General features: G+C 65.2%; 5 protein-coding genes. 4 read left to right on the forward strand and 1 reads right to left on the reverse strand.

Going from position 1 to position 3,914, the window contains the following annotated elements; translation table 11 throughout:
* From VJ307_03170 to VJ307_03185, 4 genes are all read left to right on the forward strand, one after another.
* Positions 1–282, forward strand: a 282-nt coding sequence (locus tag VJ307_03170) for a malic enzyme-like NAD(P)-binding protein (protein ID HJX73132.1), incomplete at its 5' end; no start/stop codon positions are given.
* Between the two features lie 10 nt (positions 283–292).
* Positions 293–1,654: a phosphomannomutase/phosphoglucomutase gene (locus VJ307_03175; GenBank protein ID HJX73133.1), complete on the forward strand. Its 1,362-nt coding sequence runs from the start codon at positions 293–295 to the stop codon at positions 1,652–1,654.
* The gene (locus VJ307_03180) at positions 1,651–2,448 is read left to right on the forward strand and encodes an undecaprenyl-diphosphate phosphatase (protein HJX73134.1); all 798 of its coding nucleotides are present in this window, start codon (positions 1,651–1,653) and stop codon (positions 2,446–2,448) included. The genes VJ307_03175 and VJ307_03180 overlap by 4 nt, the downstream gene beginning before the upstream one ends.
* Before the next feature lie 167 nt (positions 2,449–2,615).
* Entirely contained in the window at positions 2,616–3,581 is a 966-nt protein-coding gene (locus tag VJ307_03185) for a peptidase U32 family protein (GenBank protein HJX73135.1), read from the forward strand.
* 5 nt (positions 3,582–3,586) lie between these two features.
* Here VJ307_03185 and VJ307_03190 read toward each other — a convergent pair whose 3' ends face one another.
* Positions 3,587–3,766: a hypothetical protein gene (locus VJ307_03190; protein ID HJX73136.1), complete on the reverse strand. Its 180-nt coding sequence runs from the start codon at positions 3,764–3,766 to the stop codon at positions 3,587–3,589.
* Positions 3,767–3,914: the final 148 nt, after the last annotated feature.

A 3,914-nucleotide genomic window follows, 5' to 3' on the forward strand; every position in this document is an offset into this window, starting at 1 on the left:
GACTACCCGAACCAGATCAACAACTCCCTGGTCTTCCCGGGGATCTTCCGCGGGGCGCTCGACTCGCGTGCCTCCTGCATCAACGAGGAGATGAAGCTGGCGGCCGCGCACGCCATCGCCTCCTGCGTGGGGAAAGATGAGCTCTCCGAAGACTACATCATACCGTCGATGTTCAACCGGAAGGTCGCGCTGGCCGTCGCGCACGAGGTTTCGCGGGCGGCGCATCGCACCAAGGTCGCCCGCCGGGTCTCCCGGGCGTACTCGGAAATCCACCTCGCGTAGCGGAGGCGGGATGGTCAACCCTCTGATATTCCGGGAATACGACATCCGGGGAAGGGTGGGGGAGGACCTGACCCCCGAGACGGTGGTCTCCATCGGGAAGGGGTTCGGCACCTACGCCGCCCGGGAGGGAGGGAAGTCCCTCATGGTGGGTCGGGACTGCCGGCTCTCTTCCCCCTCCTTCCGGGACGCCCTGGTCGAGGGGATCCTGTCCGCGGGCATGAACGTCGTGGACGTGGGGATCTGTCCCACCCCCCTCCTGTACTTTTCCATCCTGCGGTTCGGAGCCGACGGGGGGGTGATGGTCACGGGGAGCCACAACCCCCCCGAGTTCAACGGATTCAAACTATGCGTGGGCCCGGTGACCCTCTACGGCGACAAGATCCGGGAGATCCGGCGGATCATCGAGAGGAGAGACTTCGTCTCGGGGAAGGGAAAGGAAAGCCGCCGGAACGTGGTGCCGGACTACCGGGAGTACGTGGTCTCGAACATCTCCATCCCGCGCAGGCTGAAGGTGGTGGTGGATGCGGGAAACGGGACGGCGGGCCCGGTGGCGCCCCCTCTTTTCCGCGAGCTGGGAGTGGACGTGGTGGAGCTTTTCTGCGAGATGGACGGGAGGTTCCCCAACCATTTTCCCGACCCGACCGTTCCGGAGAACCTTGCGTCCCTGATCCGCGTGGTTCGGGAAACCCGCGCGGACGTGGGGGTCGCCTACGACGGAGACGCGGACCGGATCGGCGCAGTGGACGACAGGGGGGAAGTCCTGTTCGGGGATTCCCTGCTGACCCTGTTCGCGCGGGAGATCCTGCGGAGAAAGCCGGGCGCGACCATCATCTCGGAGGTGAAGGCATCGCAGAACCTGTACGATGACATCGTCCGGCACGGCGGCAAGCCCGTGATGTGGAAGGCAGGGCACTCCCTCATCAAGAAAAAAATGCGGGAGGAGTCGGCGGAAGTGGCCGGCGAGATGAGCGGCCACATCTTCTTCGCGGACCGGTACCTCGGGTTCGATGATGCGATCTACGCCTCGGCGAGGCTCTTCGAGATCATCGCGGGTTCCGATCGTCCGCTGAGCGAAATGCTCTCCGACCTCCCGCCCGTCGTGTCGACCCCCGAGATCCGGGTGGAGTGCCCCGACGAGATCAAGTTCCGGGTTGCGGAGAGGGTGGCGGAGATCGTCCGGCCGCAGGCCCGGGAGGTGATCGGCCTGGACGGCGTGAGAGCGGTTTTCGACGGGGGGTGGGGTCTCGTTCGTGCGTCGAACACCCAACCCGTGCTCGTCCTGCGGTTCGAGGGAAAGGACCGGGAGACGGTGGAGCGGATCCGCGCCGTGATGGAGAAGGCCGTGGAAACGGCCAGGGCCGGAATCCCGTGACGGTTTTCAAGGCGATTCTTCTGGGAATCCTTCAGGGGGCCACGGAGTTCCTGCCGGTGAGCAGCTCGGGGCACCTGTTGCTCGCGCAGAAGATTCTCGGGATCACGGAACGCGAACTGGCGTTCGACATCCTTCTCCACCTGAGCACGCTGCTTGCCGTTCTCCTCTTCCTGAGGCGGGAAATCTCCGACATCCTCGGATCCTTATTCCGGCGGTATCCGGAACTCCGGCTGGACGCGTGGGGGCGTCGGGACCTGTTGTTGCTGATCGTGTCGAGCGTACCGACCGCCGTCATCGGGTACTCCTTCCACGACGCGGTCGAGACGGGAGTCACCTTCCGGGGGGTGGGGGTCCGCTATCTGATCCTCACGACCTTCCTTCTGGTGAGCAACCTCCGGTTCCGGCACAAGGTGGACCCCGACCGGATCAATCTCTGGGAGGCGCTGGCCATCGGGATCATGCAGGGGGCCGCCGTATTTCCGGGTCTGTCACGCTCCGGGTCGACGATATCGCTTGCGCTGGTGCTGGGAATCGGGGCGTCCCGCAGCGCGAAATATTCCTTCTTCATCTCCCTGCCGGCTATTTTCGGCGCCGCGACTCTCCATCTCTACCGGGGGGTGTCGGAACTTCCCCCCGTGCTTCCCTGTGTCCTGGGGTTCCTCTTTGCGTTTGTCGTGGGGTACATCGCGCTGCTGTTCGTCGAACGCCTCGTCCTCCGGGGGAGGTTTCTCTGGTTTGCGCCCTACACGTTCCTGCTCGCGTTGCTCTCCTTCGTCCTGTACGCGCAGGGGTAGCGTTCGCCCGGTCCGCCCCAGTGCACCGTCTCGCAAATACCTTGGCATTCGAGCGCCGCTGCATCCGCTCCAGCTTCGTTGCGCTTCTTCACCATACTCAACGGTATGCCTCAGTCGCGCGCCTTGCCGGCGCGGCGCATCGACGCTCTCGGTGCGACACCGTATTTATGAAGCGGAGTACTGAGCTTCTGGCATCCGGGGGTACGGTCGAAATGGCCCGGGTCGTCCTCGACACCGGGGCGGATGCGGTGTACGTCGGCGCGAAGGGATGGAGCCGCCGCCGGGCGCAGTACGAAATGGACGACGACGAGGTGATCGCCTCCGCGCGATATGCCCGATCCCGGGGGAAGATCCTGCGCGTGGCCTTCAACACCCTTCCCGCGTCGGGCGAGATCCCCCTTCTGCTCGCGAAAGCCGCGAAGTTCGTCCGGGAGGGGGTTCGCGACTTCATCCTCACGGACGTCGGGGCGATGAGGGCCCTCAAGGACCGGTTCCCGGAGGCGGTGATCCACGCGAGTATCGGGTGCACCATCGTCAACGCCGAGGACGCGCGGTTCTACAAGGAGGCCGGCGCGACCCAGGTCGTGACCGAGTGCCGGATGGACCGGGAGGAGATGCGGAAGATCCGGGAGGAGGTGGGGGTCGGGGTCGAGGTCCTCGTGCACGCCACCACCTGCTACACCTACCTCGGCCGCTGCACGATGAGCAGCTACACCCGCCAGGAATGGCGGTTCGACGAGGAGGGAAAGAACCACTTCCTCGGATCCCCCAACCGGGGAGGGCTGTGCTACCGGGTCTGCCTGACCGAGTGGGACCAGATCGGGGAAGACGGATCCGTGGAGGCCGGCCGGGTCGTGCTGCCCAACCTCGCGTACTTCCTGGTCGACGACATCCCCGACCTGATCGACCTGGGGGTCACCACGATCAAGATCCAGGGGCGCGAGTACTCCGTCCCCCTCGTGGGGAGGATGGTCCGGTTCTACCGCGATCTCATCGACTCGTACCTGCGCGACCGGGCATCGTTCCGGATGGAGCCGTGGAAGGAGCGGATGGCGGAGATCGTCTCCGCGCGCGACTTCGAGCGGCGCGATAAGACGGCCGCCCTCATCTCCGAATCGGGCCTTCCGTCGTAGCCGGTTCAGTGGCTCATGTCGCCCTCACGGAAGTAGTCCAAGAGGGCCCGCTCCACCACCAGGTCCGGCGACACCTTCCATTCCCGGCAGAACTCCGACAGTTTCGCGCAAAGTTCGGCGGGCAGTGTGACGGTGACCTGCTCCCGGCCGCGCTCCCCCTTTCCCGGCCCTTCCGGTTCGCTCATCGTTCCTCCCCCCTAGTGCACCGTCTCGCAAATACCTTGGCATTCGAGCGCCGCTGCATCCGCTCCCGCTTCGTTGCGCTTCTTCACCATACTCAACGGTATGCCTCAGTCGCGCGCCTTGCTGGCGCGGCGCATCGACGCTCTCGGT

Source organism: Candidatus Deferrimicrobiaceae bacterium, from assembly GCA_035256765.1.
Classification (GTDB): Bacteria; Desulfobacterota; Deferrimicrobia; order Deferrimicrobiales; family Deferrimicrobiaceae; genus CSP1-8.